This is a genomic window from Brachybacterium sp. AG952 (assembly GCF_004362645.1).
Taxonomy (GTDB): Bacteria; Actinomycetota; Actinomycetes; order Actinomycetales; family Dermabacteraceae; genus Brachybacterium; species Brachybacterium conglomeratum.
This window is the reverse complement of the sequence record NZ_SNXV01000005.1, coordinates 52,940-68,459: the sequence shown is the minus strand read 5'-3', so window position 1 is coordinate 68,459 and position 15,520 is coordinate 52,940. Positions and strand designations below refer to the sequence as shown.

The window sequence follows — 15,520 nt, the reverse complement described above, 5'->3', positions numbered from 1 at the left end:
ATGGCGGTGGACCGGCCTCGGGTCGAGGCGGCCGTGCGGGAGCTCCTCGCCGGGATCGGCGAGGACCCCGACCGCGACGGCCTCCTGGACACCCCCGCGCGGGTGGCGCGAATGTACGCGGAGGTCTTCGAGGGGCTGGAGCAGGACGCGCACGAGCCGCTGTCGACGACCTTCGACATCGAGCACCAGGAGCTGGTGCTCGTGCGCGACATCGCCTTCCACTCGATGTGCGAGCACCACCTGCTGCCCTTCCACGGGATGGCGCATGTGGGGTACATCCCCGGCGGCGGTGCCGTCACGGGGCTGAGCAAGCTCGCCCGCCTGGTCCACGTCTACGCCCGACGGCCGCAGGTGCAGGAGCGGCTCACCTTCCAGATCGCCGATGCGCTGATGGACGAGCTCGGTGCGGCCGGCGCGATCGTCGTGATCGAGGCGGAGCACATGTGCATGTCGATGCGCGGCGTGCGCGCCGCCGGGGCCCGAACCATCACCAGCGCCGTGCGCGGCATGCTCCGGGACAGCTCGAGCACCCGCAGCGAGGCCATGGCCCTGATCAACGGACGGTGAGCTCGTGACCATCCCCGTGCATCGCCCCGAGGGCCTGCCGGACCGCCTCGGCGGGGACGACACCCTCGTCATGGGGGTCCTGAACGTCACCCCCGACTCCTTCTCCGACGGCGGGGAGCACGACAGCGCCCCCGACGCGATCGCCCACGGCCGCCGCCTGGTCGCCGAGGGCGCCGCGATCATCGACATCGGCGGGGAGTCCACCCGCCCCGGCGCCCCGCGCGTCCCCGAGGAGGAGGAGCTGCGCCGGGTGATCCCCGTGGTCGAGGCCCTCGCCGCCGAGGACGTCGTGCTCAGCGTGGACACCATGCGCGCCTCCGTCGCCGCCGCGAGCATCGCGGCCGGGGCCCTCATCGTCAACGACGTCTCCGCCGGCCAGGCCGACGTGCGGATGGGGGCGCAGGTCGCCGAGCTGCGGACGCGTCTGGGCACCCCGCCGGTGTTCATCGCGATGCACTGGCGCGGCCACAGCGACGTCATGAACGACCTCGCCCGGTACGAGGACGTCGCCCACGACAGCACCGCCGAGCTCGGCGACCGCCTCAGCACGCTGCGCGAGGCCGGGATCGAGGACCGCTTCCTCGTCGCCGATCCCGGCCTCGGCTTCTCCAAGACGGGGGAGCAGAACTGGGACCTGCTGGCGGACTGGGACGCGATCGCCTCCCACGGCCTTCCCGTCCTCATCGGCGCCTCGCGCAAGCGCTTCGTCAGCGCCCTCGACGTGGACCGCGACGCGGCGACCGCCGCGATCAGCGCCTACAGCGCCGAGCACGGCGCCTGGGCGGTGCGCGTCCACGAGGTCCCCTCCAACCTCGCCGCGGTGCGGGTCGGGGACCGGCTGCGTCGGAGCAGGCGCCGATGAACCCGCACGATGGCAGCGCGCATCACGGCTCCGCGCCGGCGTCGATCGGACGCCTGGACCGCATCGAGGTCACCGGCATCCGCGCCTGGGGCCATCATGGCGTCCTCGCCGCGGAGAAGGAGATCGGCCAGGAGTTCGCGGTCGACGTCGTCCTGCACGTCTCGACCGCCGCGGCCGGCCGCACCGACGTCCTCTCCCGCACCGTGAACTACGCCGAGGTCGTCACGGCCGTGCACGAGGAGATCGGCGCCGGCCCCCACGACCTCGTCGAGACCCTCGCCGAGCAGATCGCCTCGAGGATCCTCGAGGAGACCGGCCACCCGCTGGTGCGCCGCGTCGGCGTGCGCGTGCACAAGCCCGCCGCCCCGGTCGGTCTGCCCGTCGGCGGGGTGGCCGTCGCGATCGAGCGCGACGCGCGCCCCGTCCTCGCCGTGCTCGCGCTCGGCAGCAACCTCGGCAACCGCGAGACGCATCTGCGCGGGGCGCTCGACGTGCTCGCCTCCCACCCGGGCACCGAGGTCGCCTGGACCTCGCCCGTGCTCGAGACCGCCCCCGTCGGCGGGCCGGACGGCCAGGGCGCCTATCTCAACGCCGTGGTCGGCGTGACCACCGAGCTCGGTCCCCACGACCTCCTCGCCCTGGCCCACCGCGCCGAGCGGGCCGCCGGACGGCAGCGACTGGTGCGCTGGGGGGAGCGGACCCTCGACGTCGACGTGATCGCCTACGGCGACTGGCGCAGCGAGGACCCCGACCTCACCGTGCCCCACCCCCGCGCCCACGAGCGCGCCTTCGTGCTCGGCCCCTGGCATGCCGCGGACCCCGCCGCCGAGCTGCCCGGCCAGGGACCGGTCGAGGCGCTCCTCGCCTGCGCCGCGGACCGCGAGGACCTGCGCCCGGGCCCGGCCCTCGAGGGCTTCGACGACCCGCCCTCCCGGACGGGGGAGGGAGCGGCGGAGACGTGAGGCCCCTGAACATCCCCGTGCTCGTGCTGATCCTCGTGATCGGCGCGGGCTTCGGGGCCCAGATGCTCGAGGCCCTCGCGGCCCGAGGCCACTCCCTTCCGGTCGCGGGATGGCTGACCACCCTGGTGCTGCTGGCGCTGGCCGCGGTGCTGCTCGCCTACGGCCTCCCGATGCGCCGCTACCTCCAGGAGAGCGAGGAGCGTCGCGACAAGCCCTCCTACGCGCCGCGCCGGCACCAGATCGACCTGCCCACCGCCTATCGCACGGTCCTGCTGGCCCGGGCCTGCGCCTACACCGGCGCGATCATGGGCGGGATCTTCGCCGGCCAGGCGCTGTTCCTGCTGATCACCGGCACCGGCGACCTGCTCGGCGCGATCCTTCCGACCGCCGCCGCCGCGGTCTCCGGCATCGTGCTGGGTGTGCTCGGGGTGACCGTGGAGCGATGGGGAAAGCTCCCGCCCGACGGCGACGGCTCCGCCGAGGGCGCGGAAGCCGGGTCCTGACCGCTCGCGACGCGCACCTCCGACTCCGCCGGACGGCGGGCTTCCGACCTGCCGGTCGCCGGAGCGGGGCACGGGCGAGGACCGACCTTCGGCGGGGCGGACAGCGCCGAGCGTCGCACGGCGTCTCCGCCCCGGGATGACACGATGTCCCCATGACCTCCTCCGCTCCCGATGCCCGCCCGCCGCTCCCCACGGCGACGCCCCACGATGCCCCGCCGACCGAGGTCTCCGACGCCCCCGGGGCGCGACTCGGCGAGCAGGGGCTGCAGCCGGTCTCGCCGAAGCTCGTCCCGGCCCGCTATCTCGCGGGGATCCCCGGCTACGTGATCGGGGTGCTGCTGACCATCGGTGCGATCGTCGCGGCGGCCCTGACAGGATGGTGGTGGCTGGGGCTGATCGGCATCGTGCCGCTGGTGCTGGTGGTGCAGGGCCTCGCGCTCACCCCGCGACGGGTGCGGGCGATCGGCTATCGCGAGGGGGAGGAGGACCTCACCGTCGCCCTCGGGATCATGTTCCGCTCCGTGCACACGATCCCCTACGGCCGCGTGCAGTCGGTGAAGATCGACGAGGGGCCGGTGGACCGCCGCTACGGCCTCGCGAAGCTCACGCTCAGCACCGCCCATGACGGCGCCGGCGTCACCCTGCCCGGCCTGCCGAAGGACGAGGCCGAGCGCCTGCGCGCCCTGCTCACCGCGCGCGGCGTCGAGCTGATGGCGGCGCTGTGACCGCCCCCGGCCCCGATCCCGATCCCGTCCCGGGAGCGCCCCGCCACCGCACGCATCCGATCACGCCGCTGGTGACCGGCTGGAAGGTCGTCGTGGGCATCATCGCGGTGCTCACCGCCCAGAACATCGCCCAGCTGGCGAACGAGTTCACGATCCGTCGCGCGCTGATCGGACTGGGCATCCTGCTCGTCGTCGTCCTCGTGGCGATCGTCCTGTCGGCCCTCAGCTGGTGGTTCACCACCTATGCGGTGGACGAGGACGGCGTCTCCGTCCACAGCGGCATGATCAGCCGCTCCCGCGAGTACGCGCCGCGGGCACGCATCGAGTCCGTCTCGATCGAGCGCCCGCTGCTGGCCCGCCTGCTGGGACTGGCGAAGGTGCGCGTCGAGGTCGCCGGCGGCGGCGAGTCGTATCTCGACATCGAGTACGTCTCCTCCGCCCGCGCCGAGGAGCTGCGCCTGGGCATCCTCGAGGTCGCGGCCGGGACGTCGGCCGCGAGCTCCTCCGCCGTTCCCGTCGAGGGCGCTCCGGCCGACGGGACGGGCGCGGAGGCCCGCGCAGCCCTCGCCGGCGGCCCGACCGCGGGCTCCTCCGCCGCGGCGGACCATCAGGACTCCGGCGACGCCGCGCGCGAGCACGGCGGTCGTCTCGAGGAGGTCCTGTACGACGGGGTGACCGACGGCGAGCTCATCGCGAGGATCCCCACCGAGCGGCTCGTCCGCTCCCTCGTGCGGGACCTCGGATTCCTCACCGGGATCGTCATGAGCGTCGTCGGCGTGGTCGTCGCGGTGCTCCTCGCCCTGTGGCAGGAGGGCTTCTCGATCGCGATCCTGGTCGCCCTGGCACCCACCGCGATCGCGGTGCCGAAGTACGTCTTCGGCCGGATCGACTCCGGCTGGGGTTTCGTCTCCCGCTTCAGCGAGCGCGGGCTGCGGATGCGGCGGGGCCTGGCCAACACGCGCACCGACAACATCGCCGCCGGTCGCATCCAGCGCTTCGACCTGCGCCGACCCTTCCTGTGGCGCGGCCCCGGCTGGACCGCCGTCTCCGCGACCGTGGCCGGGATCGATGACGACGACGAGAACGGCGCGACCAGCGTGCTCCCGGTCGGCACCCGCGAGGAGCTGCGGCAGACCCTCGGCCGGCTCAGCGCGCCGCTGGGCACCGACGACGACCTCGCGACCCTCGAGCACCTGCTGACCGCCCGCGCCCGCGACCTGCCCGGGCTGCGCACCCCGGTGCGCTGGTACTGGATCGCCCGCCGCACCGAGGTGAGCATCCTGCTGCCGGGTGCGCTCGTGCACCGCAGCGGCCTCGTGTCCCGCAAGCTCAGCATCGTCCCCCGCGAGAGGATCCAGGAGCTGAGGCTCGAGGACGGCCCGCTCGCCCGCCGTCTCGGCGTGCTGGACCTCCACGTCGAAGGGGCCGGGGACTCGCTCCTGCTGGAGAACCTGCGCCGCGATGACGCCCTCGCCGTGCACGCCGTGCTCGCCGCCGATGCCCGCACCCTGCGCCGCTACCGGGACCGGGAGAGCTGGCCCCGCCCCGCGCTCGCGCCCGTCGGCACCGCCGCGCCGGCGCCCGGCAGTGACCCCGCGAGCGCCCCCGGGAACGCCCCCGAGCAGGAGCGGCCCGCCGCATCCGCCCCCGGCCCGCGCCCCGACGGGCGGGAGACCCGATGACCCCGCCCCGCCTCGGCATCGGTGTGATCGGCGCCGGACGCGTCGGCGCCGTCCTCGGCGCCGCGCTGCGCGCCGAGGGGCACGCGCTCACCGGCGCCTACGCCGTCTCCGACGCCTCCCGTGAGCGGGCCGCCGAGCTCCTGCCCGGTGTGCCGCTGCTGGACGTCCCCGCCCTCGTCGAGCGCAGCGAGATGCTGCTCCTGGCCGTGCCCGACGACCAGCTCGGACCGCTCGCGAGCGGGATCGCCGCGACCGGACTCGCCCCCGGCGGGCAGCTCGTCGTCCACACCTCCGGCCGCTACGGCACCGAGGTGCTCGCCCCGCTCGCCCGCGCCGGCGCCGCGACCCTCGCGATCCACCCGGCGATGACCTTCACCGGCACCCGCACGGACCTGCGCCGGCTCGTCGGATGCCCGATGGGGATCACTGCCACCGAGGAGTTCCTGCCCGTCGCCGCCGCGCTCGTGGTGGAGATGGGCGGCGAGGCCGTCGTCATCGCCGAGGGCGACCGCCCGCTCTACCACGCCTCCCTCGCCCACGCCGCGAACCATCTCGTGGTCCTCGTGGACCAGTCCCGCAGGGCGCTGGCCCGGCTCGGCATCGAGGACCCCGGCGCCTACCTCCGCCCGCTGCTCGAGGCGGCGCTCGAGGAGTCGCTGCAGCGGGGGAGCGGGGCGCTGACCGGACCGGTGGTCCGCGGGGACGCCGGCACCGTCGCCGCCCACCTCGACGCCCTCGCCGATCTCGACGCGACCGCCGCCCCGCTCGAGCCCGGCGACGTGAGCGACACCTACCGCGCCCTCGCCCTCGCGGCGCTCGCGCGTGCGAGACTCCCCGAGGGCGACCGGGAGACGATCCGGGCGCTGCTGGAGGCGGCCCCGCCCCCGGAGGAGAGCTGAGGAAGGACCCCGCCGTGCCCGAGAGCACCCCGCGCACCACGCTCGTCACCACCAAGTCCGCGCTGCGCGAGCACCGCGTCGCGATGGACGGGACGGTCGCGGCGGTGCTCACCATGGGCTCCCTCCATGCCGGGCACCTGGCCCTGGTCGAGAGGGCCCGCGAGCTCGCCGACCACGTGATCCTCACCGACTTCGTCAACCCCCTCCAGTTCGGTCCCGGGGAGGACTACGAGGCCTATCCCCGCGACCTCGAGGCGGATCTCGCCCTCGTCGACGGGCTCGTCGACCTCGTCTTCGCCCCGGGCGTGGAGGAGATGTACCCCGTCATGCCGCCGACGGTCTCGGTGAGCGCGGGACGCGCCGGCACGGTCCTCGAGGGCGCCGCCCGGCCCGGCCACTTCGACGGCGTGGTCACCGTCGTCGCGAAGCTGCTGCGCCTGACGGATCCGCACCTGAGCGTGTTCGGGCGCAAGGACACCCAGCAGCTCGCGATCATCCAGCGCCTGGTCACCGACCTCGACCTGCCCGTGCGGATCGAGCCCGTGGAGATCCAGCGGGAGGAGACGGGCCTCGCCCGCTCCAGCCGCAACGCCTATCTCTCCGCGGCCGGGAAGGAGCAGGCCCTGGCCCTGTCCCGCACGATCGCCGCGGCGCTCGCGGCCGCCCCCTCCCTCTCCGGCATCCAGGACGCGCTGGAGGCCGCGCGGGAGCGGGCGGAGATCGACTGGGACTACGCGCTCGCCCTGGACCCCGCGACCCTCGAGCCCGCCGGCCCCGACCACCGCGGCGAGGTGCTCGTCGTGCTCGCCGGACGCGTCGAGGGCACCCGGTTGCTGGACGCCGCTGTGGCGGTGGCGACAGCACCCTGATCCCTGAGGACGTCACGCGCGCGGTGATGAGACAATCGCAGCCATGAGCGAGAACCCCCCTGCCTCCGAGGTGACCGACAGCTCCGACCAGATCGCGGTCCGACGGTCCAAGCGGGAGCGCCTGCTGGCGCGCGGGGAGGAGCCCTATCCCGTCTCCGTCCCCGTGACCGCCACGATCGCCGAGGTCCGCGCGGAGTACGGCCACCTCGAGGCCGGCGTGGAGACGGACGACGAGGTCGGCGTCTCCGGTCGCGTCGTCTTCCAGCGCAACACGGGCAAGCTCGCCTTCGTCACCCTCCAGGACGGCGCCGGGGAGCGTCTGCAGATCATGGCCTCGCAGGCCGTGATCGGCGAGGAGCGCCTCGCCGATCTCAAGGCCGACGTCGATCTCGGCGACCACGTCTTCTTCCACGGCCGGGTCGGTGCGTCCCGTCGCGGCGAGCTGAGCATCTTCGCCGACTCCTGGCAGATGGCCGCGAAGGCGGTGCGCCCTCTCCCGGTGCTCCACGCGGACCTCTCCGAGGAGTCGCGGGTGCGCCGCCGCTACGTCGACCTGATCGTGCGCCAGGAGGCGCGGGACGCGGTGCGCCTGCGCTCCGAGGTCATGCACTCCCTGCGCGAGTCCCTCCGCGGCCGGGAGTTCGTCGAGGTCGAGACCCCGATGCTGCAGGTGATCCCCTCGGGTGCGGCGGCACGGCCGTTCGTCACCCACATGAACGCCTTCGACCTGGACCTGTACCTGCGGATCGCGCCGGAGCTCTTCCTCAAGCGCGCCGCGGTGGGCGGGCTCGAGAAGGTCTACGAGATCAACCGCAATTTCCGGAACGAGGGCGCCGATTCCACGCATTCGCCCGAGTTCGCGATGCTCGAGTCCTACCAGGCCTACGGGGATTACGACTCGATCGGCGAGCTCACGCAGTCGCTGATCCAGGAGGCCGCCGAGGCCGCCACCGGCTCCCAGGTCGTCACCCTCGCCGACGGCACCGAATACGACTTCTCCGGGGAATGGGCGAAGATCACCGTCTACGGCTCGCTCTCCGAATCCCTCGGCGAGGAGATCACCCCCGAGACCACCCCGGCGCGCCTGCGGGAGATCGCCCGCTCGCTCGAGCTGGACCTCGACCACCCGAAGTACGGCCACGGCAAGCTCGTCGAGGAGCTCTTCGAGCATCGCGTGGGCGACCACCTGCACGAGCCGACCTTCGTGCGCGACTTCCCGGTGGAGACCAGCCCGCTGGTGCGCGCCCATCGCAGCACGCCCGGCGTGGTCGAGAAGTGGGACCTGTACGTGCGCGGCTTCGAGCTCGCCACCGGCTACTCCGAGCTGGTCGATCCCGTCATCCAGCGCGAGCGCTTCGCCCAGCAGGCGGAGCTCGCCGCCCAGGGCGACGACGAGGCGATGCGCCTGGACGAGGACTTCCTCGAGGCGATGGAGTACGCGCTGCCGCCGACGGGAGGCATGGGCATGGGCGTGGACCGCCTGCTCATGGCCCTGACGGGGCTCGGCATCCGCGAGACGATCCTGTTCCCGCTCGTGAAGCCGGGGGCCTGAGATGGACTCCGGGTTCTGGTTCGAGGCCGGTGCGCTGCTGCCCTCGATCGGCGTGGGGCTGCTGTTCTGGTTCGTGATCCGCTCGCTGCTGCGGGCCGACCGCCGCGAGCGGGAGGCCGAGCGCCAGGCGGAGCAGGAGCTGCTCGAGCGGAAGCAGCCCCGGAAAGATCCCTGAGACGGCGGCGCGAGTGACGAGGAATGCCCCTTCGTCCACACGCCTCGTAATCAGATTGAAATGACCGGCCTCGTAATGGATACTGGGCGATATCGTGAACACCGCATGCGTTCATGACGAAGTCCGGAAACCACCAGCGAGGGAGAACCCCTATGGCACGGAAGACCTACGTGGAGCTCATCGACGACATCAACGGTGACAAGGCCGAGGAGACGGTGAGCTTCGCCCTGGACGGCGTCGCCTACGAGATCGACCTGACGGCCGAGAACGCGGAGAAGCTCCGCGAGGAGCTGAGCGGCTGGGTCGGCAAGGCGCGCCGCGTCGGGGGTCGCCGCACCCGCGGCACCGCCTCCGGCTCCCGTGCGAGCTCGAACGACTCCTCGCGCATCCGCGAGTGGGCGCGTGAGGCGGGCTACGAGGTCCCCGATCGCGGCCGGATCTCCGGCGCGATCCGCAAGGCGTACGAGGAGACCCACGGGGAGTGATCCCCGCCCGGCGGCCGTGAGCCGCCGACGCCTTCGACGAGGGCCCGCGACCATGACGGTCACGGGCCCTCGTCCTGTCCTGGGCCGCGCTTCGTGCGGCGCGCCGGCGCGGCGTCCCCCGCCCGCCGTCGGGCCGGCCGCGCCGATCAGCCGGTCACCAGCCGCGGATGCTCCAGGAGGCGGCGTGCTCGTCGCCCGGGGCCAGGCGCACCACGTCGGTGCCGCTGCGGAAGGCGTCCGGCGGGCAGGTCATCGGCTCGACCGCGAGGCCGCGGCGGTGGTGCTCCGGCTCGGGGCGGTCCCCGGTGTGGATCTGGAGCCACGGGCACTCGGGACCGGCGGTGAGCTCCACCCCGGTGCCGCCGGGAGCGGTGACGGCGACATCCAGGCGCCCCTCCGCGTCCCGGCCGAGGTCGGTGAAGGCGTGGTCGATGAACAGGTCGCCCAGCACGCGCGGAGCGGAGAAGTCGAAGGGATCGCCGGGCGGGACCGGCGCGGTGCCGGTGGGCAGCAGCCGGTCCTCGGTCACCGTCAGCACCGTGCCCGCCGCGACCTGCAGCGACCACTCGTCCAGCGGCTCGGGGCCGGCGACGAGATAGGGATGCGGGCACACCCCGTAGGGGGCATCGCGTCGGCCGAGATTCCGGGCGGTGACCGTGGTGGTCAGCCCGGCCTCGGCGGAGAGGGAGTACCGGACCGTGAGCAGCAGGTGGAAGGGGTAGCCGGGGGTGGGGAACAGCTCGGTGCGCAGCACCGCCTCGTCGTCGTCCACCGACGCGGGGGTGAAGGACTGGAAGGAGACGAGCCCGTGGAGGGCGTTGCCGCGCTCGGGCTCGCTGAGCGGGGTGCGCAGCTCCTCGCCGTCCCACACGTAGGTGCCGTCCCCGATCCGGTTCGGCCAGGGCGCCACGATCGCGCCCCGGTAGAACATCATCGGCCCCTCCTCGGGGCTGCGGAGCACGAGATCCCGACCGCCGACGGTGAGGGACTCGAGGGTCGCGCCGACGGTGGAGATCTCGGCGCGGTAGTCCCCGGCGACGAGGACCAGCAGGTCGCCGCGATCGCGGGCGGCACGGCCCGCGTCCCCGGGAGCGTCTGCGGGGGCGCCGAGGTCGGCGGGCGTGAGGGGAGTGGTCATCGGCTGCTCTCCTGGGAGGTGGGGGTGGTGGGGCCGCTGTCGGCCGGAGGGCGGGCGGGGGCGTCGGGGCCGGGCTCCGGTGCGGGCGCGGGCGACAGCTCGGGTGTCGGCTCGGGCTCGGGTGTCGGCGTCGGCTCGGGCTCGACGAGCACGACCTCGAGACGGCGCGGTCCGTGCACGCCCTCGACACGGTCGAGCTCGATGTCGCTGGTCGCGCTCGGCCCGGAGATCATCGTCCACGCGGCACGGGGATCCTCGGCCATGCGCTCGATGCCGCGCGGCACCCCGAGCACGACCTGCTCGGCCTCGACGACCACGACGTGCCGGTCCGGGACCAGCGAGATCGCGCGCCGGCCGCCGAGGTCGTCGCCCCGCAGCACGATCGTGCCGGTCAGCGCGATGGCGGTGTGGCAGCCGGTGAGCACGGCGTCGATCCCGTCGAGCTCGCGGGGCGAGGCGGTGCCGTCGTCGACGGTGACCGCGACGCCGGGCGGCGGCCTCCACTCGGGCGGCAGACCGGCGGGGACCACCGCCGAGGCGGCGTCGCCGAGCGCCGCGGCGATCGCGGCCGACAGCTCCGACGCCGTGGTGCGGTGCACCACCGCGGTGTAGTCCTCGAGCCGCTGGACGAGCACGTCGCGCACCTTCTCCGGGGCGGTGCCGAGCTCCTGCCTGTCATCGGAGCGCTGGTAGTCGCGGGGCACGTCCTCCGCCTCCGTCACCGCATCGCGGCGCGGAGCCGCGAGCGCGGTGCGCACGCGCGCGAGGATCTCCTCCTTCGCGCTCATCCCCGGCGTGCGGGCGGGGCGGGCGTCGGTCCAGTCGTTCACGGCTGCTCCTCCCCGTCAAGGGCGCCGGCGGCCGAGGCGTCGCCGTCCGGGGCGGGCCCGTCGGCCGGCCGCGCGCGGCCGTTCTCGCCGGGCCCGTCGGACGCCGGTCCCTCCGGGCCCCGAGCGACGCGCTCCTTCTCGCGCTCGTCCCACCAGGACCGGAAGGACTGCGGGGGGCTGGGCAGGTCACGGTGGTCGGTCCAGCCCGGGATGATCGGCAGGGCCCCCGGCAGCCGTCCGATGTTCGCGCCGGGCAGCAGCGAGGACAGCGGCTTCGCCGAGCGGACGGCGAGGTCGTAGGCGCGAGGGGAGGACATCAGGCGGCTCGCGCCCTTCAGCGCCAGGTCCCAGCTGCCGTGGAACTCGCCGCGCGCCTCGCGGCGCCGGTCCACGTCCTTCGCACGCAGGTGCACGAGGATCTCGGGGATGTCGATCTTCACCGGGCACACGTCGTAGCAGGCGCCGCACAGGCTCGAGGCGTAGGGGAGGGTCGAGTTCGGGTCGTCGGTGCCGCTCATGCCCGTCATCTGCGGGGAGAGGATCGCGCCGATCGGGCCGGGATAGGTAGAACCGTAGGCGTGGCCGCCCGTGCGCGCATAGACCGGGCACACGTTCAGGCAGGCCGAGCAGCGGATGCAGTGCAGGGCGCTGCGCCCCTCGGGGTCCTCCAGCACCGACGATCGCCCGTTGTCCAGCAGCACCAGATGGAACTCCTCGGGGCCGTCGCCCTCGTGCACGCCCGTGAACAGGGTGGTGTACGGGTTCATCCGCTCTCCGGTCGAGGAGCGGGGCAGCAGCTGCAGGAACACCTCGAGGTCCTGGAAGGTGGGGACGATCTTCTCGATCCCGACCACGGAGATCAGGGTCCGCGGCAGGGTCAGGCACATCCTCCCGTTGCCCTCGGACTCCACGACCACCAGCGTGCCCGTCTCGGCGACCGCGAAGTTCGCCCCGCAGATCGCGACCGAGCCGGGCATGTCCAGGAACTTCTCGCGCAGGAAGCGGCGCGCCGCCTCCGCGAGCTCGGCCGGGTCGTCGGTGATGGACGGATCGAGATCCGGCATCGCCGCCAGGAAGATCTCGCGGATCTCCGCGCGGTTGCGGTGGATCGCGGGGACCAGGATGTGGGAGGGGGTGTCGTCCGCGAGCTGGACGATGAGCTCCGCGAGATCGGACTCGAGCGCCCGGATGCCCGCATGTGCGAGCGCCTCGTTCAGGCCGATCTCCTGGGTCGCCATCGACTTGACCTTCAGCACCTCCCGGGCATCGCGCTCGAGGGCGAGGCGGGTGACGATCTCGGAGGCCTCCTCGGCATCGCGGGCCCAGTGCACGACGCCCCCTGCGGCTGCTACCGACTCCTCGAGCTGCTCGAGCAGCTCCGGGAGATGATCGGTGACCTGCCACTTCAGGGCGCTGCCGGCGCTGCGGAGCTTCTGCCAGTCGCGCACCTCGCGCACCGCCCCGGCGCGCTTGGCCTGGATCGTCGAGGTCGCGTGGCGCATGTTCGCGCGCAGGGTCGCATCGCCCAGCGCCTCCCGCGCCGCCTCCGGGAACCCGCGCTCGCCCCGCAGGGTCGAGACGGGCGAGGCGTGCTGGGGGCGGACGGTCGGCATGCCCAGCTGGACGGTGCTCATGCGACCATCTCCTCCCGCTCGTTCCTCGCAGTTCGTCGACCGGCGGAGCGGTTCTCGACCATCTCCTCCCGCTCGTTCCTCGCAGTTCGTCGACCGGTCCAGATATTCATGACGCCCTCCCGAGGATGGTCTCCGACGGGACGAAGGGGTCCTCCTTCGTCGAGGCGAGGATCTGCGCGAGATGCACCGACCGCGGTGCCGCCCCGGTGCGGTGCAGCTTCCCGCCGATGTTCATCAGGCACGAGGCATCGCCCGCGACCACGAACTCCGCACCGGAGGCGACGACGTTCGCGGCCTTGTCGGTGACCATCGCGTCGCTGGTGGCGTCGTTCTTCACCGAGAAGGTGCCGCCGAAGCCGCAGCAGGTGTCGGACTCGGGCAGGTTCTTCACCTCGATGCCCTCGACCGCGCGCAGCAGCTTCAGCGGGCGCGGCCCCACCTTCAGGAAGCGCATCGAGTGGCAGGTGGGGTGGTAGGTGACCGAATGGGGGAAGAACGCGCCCACGTCGGTCACCTTCAGCACGTCCACCAGCAGCTCGGAGAGCTCGTAGGTCCTCGCGGCGACCGCGGCGGCGCGCTCCTCGAGCGCCGTGTCGCCCTCGTGCCGGGCGACCAGCGCGTGCTGGTCGCGGACGCAGCCGGTGCAGGAGCCCGAGGGCATCACGATCGCGTCGACCCGATCGAGCGCCGGCTCGAAGGTGTCCACGAAGGAGCGCACGATCGGCGCGGCCTCGGTGTAGTAGCCGGAGTTGGTGTGCATCTGGCCGCAGCAGGTCTGCCGCCTGTCGAACACCACCTCGTGGCCCAGCCGCTCCAGGAGGGTGACGGTGGCCCGGGCGACGTCCGGGGCCATCACGTCCACCAGACAGGTGGTCATCAGCGAGATCCGCATGAGCTCTCCTGGAGCGGCGAGGCGTCGTCGTCGACGCGCAGTGGGCGAGGCCGGGTGGCTCTCAGTGGGCGAGGTCGAGGGCGGCGGCGGTCCGCTCGAGGGTGCGGTGCGCGAGCTCCGCGTCCTCCGAGAGGTGGGTGCCCCAGCTGGGGACCATCTGCTGCAGCGCGGGTCGCCACGCCTCGATGCGCTGGGGGAACATCTTCTCGAGCATCGTGAGCATGATGCTCGTCGCGGTCGACGCGCCGGGGGAGGCGCCGAGCATGCCGCCGATCGACCCGTCGGCCGCGGTGATCAGCTGGGTGCCGAACTGCAGCACGCCGTGCTTCTTCCTGTCGGGGGCGATCACCTGGACGCGCTGCCCGGCGGTGACCTCCTCCCAGTCGGACATCTCGGCGTCCGGCATGTACTCCAGCAGGGCCTCGAAGCGCTTGTGGGTGGTCGCGGCGAGCTGCGAGCCGAGGTAGACCATGAGGTCGAGGTTCGGCGGCGCGACCGCCATCATCTGGGTGAGGTTCGAGGGCTTGATCGACTCGAAGAGGTCCGTGTAGGAGCCGGACTTGAGGAACTTCGGCGACCAGCCCGCGTACGGGCCGAACATCAGCGAGCGCTTCCCGCCGACGTACCGGGTGTCCAGGTGCGGGACGCTCATCGGCGGGGCGCCGACGGCGGCCTTTCCGTACACCTTCGCGTCGTGCCGCGCGATGACGGCCGGGTCGGTGCAGCGCAGCCACTGGCCCGAGATCGGGAAGCCGCCGAAGCCGCGGATCTCCTCGATCCCGGACTTCTGCAGCAGCGGCAGGGCGTAGCCGCCCGCGCCGACGAACACGAACGGCGCACGCACCACGCGCAGGGAGTCTTCGGCAGTGCTGCGCACCATGACGCCCCAGTCGTTGCCCATGCGGCGCAGGTCCACGACCTCGGAGCCGGTGGCGACGGTGGTCCCGGCGCGGGAGGCGAAGTCGAGCATCTCCCGGGTCAGGGCCCCGAAGTCGACGTCGGTGCCGTCGGGCGACCAGGTCGCGGCGATGGTCTCGGTGACCGGGCGTCCCTCGGAGACCAGCGGCGCCCACTCGGCGAGCCGGGCGTGCTCGGTGGTGAACTCCATGCGGTCGAAGAGCGGGTTGGCGACGAGCGCCTCGTGGCGGCGTCGCAGGTAGTCCGCGTTCTCCATCCCGTGCACGAAGCTCATGTGCGGGACGGTGTGGATGAAGCGGGAGGGGTCGCCGATCCGGTCGTTCTCCACGAGGTGGGTCCAGAACTGGCGAGAGACCTGGAACTGCTCGTTGATCGCGATGGCCTTGGCGGGGCTGACGGAGCCGTCCACGTCCTGCGGGGTGTAGTTCAGCTCGCACAGCGCGCTGTGCCCGGTCCCGGCGTTGTTCCATGCGTCGCTGGACTCCGCGCCGAGGGAGTCCAGGCGCTCGAGGACCACGATGTCCCAGTCCGGCTCGAGCTCGGTGAGCATCGCGGCGAGGGTCGCGCTGGCGATGCCGCCGCCGATCAGCACCGCATCCGCGCGGGTCACGTCCAGGTCTGCCATGTCTCTCCGTTCGCTGCTCGTCACTCGCCTCGCGGCCGGTCGGCGTGCTGCCTCGCGCGGCCCCGGGCGGTCGTGCCCATCAGCGTATCTCGTGTCCGCAGGCGTCCGCCCGGGGTCGCCGCGCCCGCGCCGGGCGCCTCGCCGCCTGCACAGCGACGAGGCGGCACCCCTCACAGGGGCTGCCGCCTCGGTCGGGTCGTGA

At 73.3% G+C, this 15,520-nt stretch carries 16 protein-coding genes; 11 read left to right on the top strand and 5 right to left on the bottom strand.

From position 1 onward, the window contains the following. From folE to DEU31_RS12715, 11 genes are all read left to right on the top strand, one after another. Entirely contained in the window at nucleotides 1-567 is a 567-nt protein-coding gene (gene folE, locus DEU31_RS12760) for a GTP cyclohydrolase I FolE (protein WP_010551040.1), read from the top strand. 4 nt (nucleotides 568-571) lie between these two features. Then, nucleotides 572-1,429 carry a dihydropteroate synthase gene (gene folP / locus DEU31_RS12755; RefSeq protein ID WP_010551041.1) on the top strand — a complete coding sequence of 286 codons (858 nt, stop codon included), beginning with the start codon at nucleotides 572-574 and terminating at the stop codon, nucleotides 1,427-1,429. After that, the gene (gene folK, locus DEU31_RS12750; RefSeq protein ID WP_133677437.1) at nucleotides 1,426-2,391 is read left to right on the top strand and encodes a 2-amino-4-hydroxy-6-hydroxymethyldihydropteridine diphosphokinase; all 966 of its coding nucleotides are present in this window, start codon (nucleotides 1,426-1,428) and stop codon (nucleotides 2,389-2,391) included. The genes folP and folK overlap by 4 nt, the downstream gene beginning before the upstream one ends. Next, complete coding sequence (locus tag DEU31_RS12745; protein WP_133677436.1) at nucleotides 2,388-2,894, top strand: DUF3180 domain-containing protein; 507 nt, start codon at nucleotides 2,388-2,390, stop codon at nucleotides 2,892-2,894. Before folK ends, DEU31_RS12745 begins: the two co-directional genes overlap by 4 nt. 152 nt (nucleotides 2,895-3,046) lie before the next feature. Continuing rightward, nucleotides 3,047-3,619: a PH domain-containing protein gene (locus DEU31_RS12740; protein WP_010551044.1), complete on the top strand. Its 573-nt coding sequence runs from the start codon at nucleotides 3,047-3,049 to the stop codon at nucleotides 3,617-3,619. Next, entirely contained in the window at nucleotides 3,616-5,301 is a 1,686-nt protein-coding gene (locus DEU31_RS12735; protein ID WP_010551045.1) for a PH domain-containing protein, read from the top strand. The genes DEU31_RS12740 and DEU31_RS12735 overlap by 4 nt, the downstream gene beginning before the upstream one ends. After that, nucleotides 5,298-6,200 carry a DUF2520 domain-containing protein gene (locus tag DEU31_RS12730; RefSeq protein ID WP_010551046.1) on the top strand — a complete coding sequence of 301 codons (903 nt, stop codon included), beginning with the start codon at nucleotides 5,298-5,300 and terminating at the stop codon, nucleotides 6,198-6,200. The genes DEU31_RS12735 and DEU31_RS12730 overlap by 4 nt, the downstream gene beginning before the upstream one ends. Before the next feature lie 14 nt (nucleotides 6,201-6,214). After that, on the top strand, nucleotides 6,215-7,069 hold the full coding sequence (panC, locus tag DEU31_RS12725; RefSeq protein ID WP_166649514.1) for a pantoate--beta-alanine ligase: 855 nt from the start codon (nucleotides 6,215-6,217) through the stop codon (nucleotides 7,067-7,069). Nucleotides 7,070-7,112: 43 nt separating this feature from the next. Then, nucleotides 7,113-8,621 (top strand): lysine--tRNA ligase, encoded by a 1,509-nt coding sequence (gene lysS, locus DEU31_RS12720; RefSeq protein WP_133677435.1) that lies wholly within the window; start codon nucleotides 7,113-7,115, stop codon nucleotides 8,619-8,621. Nucleotide 8,622: 1 nt separating this feature from the next. Continuing rightward, entirely contained in the window at nucleotides 8,623-8,796 is a 174-nt protein-coding gene (locus DEU31_RS16870; protein ID WP_010551049.1) for a hypothetical protein, read from the top strand. 152 nt (nucleotides 8,797-8,948) lie between these two features. Next, nucleotides 8,949-9,281: an Lsr2 family protein gene (locus DEU31_RS12715; RefSeq protein WP_133677434.1), complete on the top strand. Its 333-nt coding sequence runs from the start codon at nucleotides 8,949-8,951 to the stop codon at nucleotides 9,279-9,281. 154 nt (nucleotides 9,282-9,435) lie between these two features. Here DEU31_RS12715 and DEU31_RS12710 read toward each other — a convergent pair whose 3' ends face one another. From DEU31_RS12710 to DEU31_RS12690, 5 genes are all read right to left on the bottom strand, one after another. Further along, a complete protein-coding gene (locus tag DEU31_RS12710; RefSeq protein ID WP_133677433.1) occupies nucleotides 9,436-10,419 on the bottom strand; it encodes an aldose 1-epimerase family protein in 984 nt (327 codons plus the stop codon). Next, nucleotides 10,416-11,249, bottom strand: a complete 834-nt coding sequence (locus DEU31_RS12705; RefSeq protein ID WP_133677432.1) for an LUD domain-containing protein — start codon at nucleotides 11,247-11,249, stop codon at nucleotides 10,416-10,418. Before DEU31_RS12705 ends, DEU31_RS12710 begins: the two co-directional genes overlap by 4 nt. Further along, nucleotides 11,246-12,883: a lactate utilization protein B gene (locus DEU31_RS12700; RefSeq protein ID WP_133677431.1), complete on the bottom strand. Its 1,638-nt coding sequence runs from the start codon at nucleotides 12,881-12,883 to the stop codon at nucleotides 11,246-11,248. The genes DEU31_RS12705 and DEU31_RS12700 overlap by 4 nt, the downstream gene beginning before the upstream one ends. Before the next feature lie 106 nt (nucleotides 12,884-12,989). Beyond that, nucleotides 12,990-13,775 carry a (Fe-S)-binding protein gene (locus DEU31_RS12695; protein ID WP_010551054.1) on the bottom strand — a complete coding sequence of 262 codons (786 nt, stop codon included), beginning with the start codon at nucleotides 13,773-13,775 and terminating at the stop codon, nucleotides 12,990-12,992. A gap of 61 nt (nucleotides 13,776-13,836) precedes the next feature. Then, entirely contained in the window at nucleotides 13,837-15,318 is a 1,482-nt protein-coding gene (locus DEU31_RS12690; RefSeq protein ID WP_133677430.1) for a malate:quinone oxidoreductase, read from the bottom strand. Between the last annotated feature and the right edge of the window lie 202 nt (nucleotides 15,319-15,520).

Bases quoted from the DNA above. Each gene is read 5' to 3' on its own strand.
- DEU31_RS12690 (WP_133677430.1), bottom strand. From the start codon at position 15,318: ATGGCAGACCTGGACGTGACCCGCGCGGATGCGGTGCTGATCGGCGGC.
- DEU31_RS12740 (WP_010551044.1), top strand. From the start codon at position 3,047: ATGACCTCCTCCGCTCCCGATGCCCGCCCGCCGCTCCCCACGGCGACG.
- lysS (WP_133677435.1), top strand. From the start codon at position 7,113: ATGAGCGAGAACCCCCCTGCCTCCGAGGTGACCGACAGCTCCGACCAG.
- DEU31_RS12715 (WP_133677434.1), top strand. From the start codon at position 8,949: ATGGCACGGAAGACCTACGTGGAGCTCATCGACGACATCAACGGTGAC.
- DEU31_RS12695 (WP_010551054.1), bottom strand. From the start codon at position 13,775: ATGCGGATCTCGCTGATGACCACCTGTCTGGTGGACGTGATGGCCCCG.
- DEU31_RS12730 (WP_010551046.1), top strand. From the start codon at position 5,298: ATGACCCCGCCCCGCCTCGGCATCGGTGTGATCGGCGCCGGACGCGTC.
- DEU31_RS12700 (WP_133677431.1), bottom strand. From the start codon at position 12,883: ATGAGCACCGTCCAGCTGGGCATGCCGACCGTCCGCCCCCAGCACGCC.
- folK (WP_133677437.1), top strand. From the start codon at position 1,426: ATGAACCCGCACGATGGCAGCGCGCATCACGGCTCCGCGCCGGCGTCG.
- DEU31_RS16870 (WP_010551049.1), top strand. From the start codon at position 8,623: ATGGACTCCGGGTTCTGGTTCGAGGCCGGTGCGCTGCTGCCCTCGATC.
- DEU31_RS12710 (WP_133677433.1), bottom strand. From the start codon at position 10,419: ATGACCACTCCCCTCACGCCCGCCGACCTCGGCGCCCCCGCAGACGCT.
- folE (WP_010551040.1), top strand. From the start codon at position 1: ATGGCGGTGGACCGGCCTCGGGTCGAGGCGGCCGTGCGGGAGCTCCTC.